We start from the raw sequence: 1554 nt of genomic DNA on the forward strand, positions 1-1554 counted from the left end.
CCTTCGAGAATGTAACATCACCGCTGGTAAGCGTTGGACTGACCTGTAAGATATCGGTATCCGCTTGTGAAGTCAGTCCGATAATGTACGAATATGCCGCCCCCTTCTTTGGCGGATTATTCGATTGATAGATTGTCCCTGCCATAAGTTACCCTCCTATAAAGCCGCCATCGCGGTCGATACTGCTAACATCTGTGCGGCGCTGAGTGTGATGTTGTAGAGTGCGTTTGCTTGATAATATCCAAATAGCCCTGCTGCGCTGCCATGTAGTGCTAAATACGTTCCATTTGTACCAACGCCTGCTGTTATTAATGCGCCATCAGCAGCACCGTTATAATATGGCTGCCTTCCAGCGATTCCCATCACGCCCGTTGTTTTTTGCCCAACCAGGATAGACGATTGATCGCCGGATACATATCGCCGATCTGTTCCGCTTCGTATAGGACGAACTGCAAATTGCAGTGTATTCCCATTAGAACATAAACAGCAGTTGGCTACCGCGGCCAAGTTGGTGAATTTGCACAAAACGCTCCATGTTTGATTGTTTGTAACCGTTAATCCAGTAGCAGTAAGCACGGCATTACCAGTCGCATCTATCCAACCATTTACCGCATCCCACGTCAAACCACTTCCAGTGTATGCAAGATTGTACGTTCCAGGATTTGCGAGGTTTACATAACTCGCCGCCAAGCTCGCCGCCCCCTTTGCCGCATAAGCCGCCAGGCAGTTCGCCGCCGCAATCCCACCGGATAGCCACCAGCTAACAGCCGCTGCCCCGCCCCGCGGGCTTACCACCCGTATCTGGCTGCCGCCAAGGAACACTATCTTATCGCCTGCTCTCTGTATCAGCATGCTACCAACTCACCGGTGGGTGAAGTCCAACGCTCTCACCCTCGAGCTTCAGATAACAGATAACGTTGGCGTCAGTGTCGCTGTCCACCCAGATGTCGGAAGCGTCCGTTACCGTTACGATGATAGCCTCTTCGCCCTTCTTCAGCACCACGCCCACGGCTGACGTTGCAGTCTCGGACGTGTAGCCAAGATACATGTAAGTGCCGCCGTTCGCGGGATGCGCCCATAGTCTATATGTTCCAGGCCCCAAGTCCGACTCCTGTACCGGCGTGCCAGCCGTTGATGGTCCTAACTGTCCTAGTATTGCCATAGTTCCTCCTCACCAGCTCACCGGTGCACGCTTGCCCACGCTCTCATTCTCTACCTGGACGTAGCAGATAGAGTTGCCGTCAGTATCAGAGCCAACCCACACGTCAGCTAAGTCCACGACTGTGATAGTGATTTCGTCCACCGCTTTCTTCAACACAACTCCCGTGTTGCTGGTTGCGGTCTGGCTGGTGTAGCCCAAGTACATATACGTCCCACTGTTTGCCGGATGGGGGTACAGCTTCCACGTCCCACATCCCAGGTCAGCAGTACTCAACGCGTACGCGGTCCCCGCTGTCGTTACCGCCTTCTGTCCTAATATTGCCATAGTCTAGCCTCCTAAAATATCAACCACCTATCGTTGACGGCACCCTGTACCATCAACGCTCTAGCCAT

The 1554-nt window shown here is 53.0% G+C and carries 3 protein-coding genes; all 3 read right to left on the reverse strand.

Features of this window, described 5'->3' with window-relative positions; genetic code table 11:
- Positions 1-156: 156 nt before the first annotated feature.
- The 3 genes from HWQ67_RS18165 to HWQ67_RS18175 are packed head-to-tail and all read right to left on the reverse strand — an operon-like array spanning position 157 to position 1486.
- Entirely contained in the window at positions 157-852 is a 696-nt protein-coding gene (locus tag HWQ67_RS18165; protein ID WP_218254106.1) for a hypothetical protein, read from the reverse strand.
- A gap of 1 nt (position 853) precedes the next feature.
- Positions 854-1162 (reverse strand): hypothetical protein, encoded by a 309-nt coding sequence (locus tag HWQ67_RS18170; protein ID WP_218254107.1) that lies wholly within the window; start codon positions 1160-1162, stop codon positions 854-856.
- A gap of 9 nt (positions 1163-1171) precedes the next feature.
- Entirely contained in the window at positions 1172-1486 is a 315-nt protein-coding gene (locus HWQ67_RS18175) for a hypothetical protein (protein WP_218254108.1), read from the reverse strand.
- Positions 1487-1554: the final 68 nt, after the last annotated feature.

Origin of the sequence: Candidatus Magnetobacterium casense (assembly GCF_019173545.1) — a bacterium.
GTDB lineage: Bacteria > Nitrospirota > Thermodesulfovibrionia > Thermodesulfovibrionales > Magnetobacteriaceae > Magnetobacterium > Magnetobacterium cryptolimnobacter.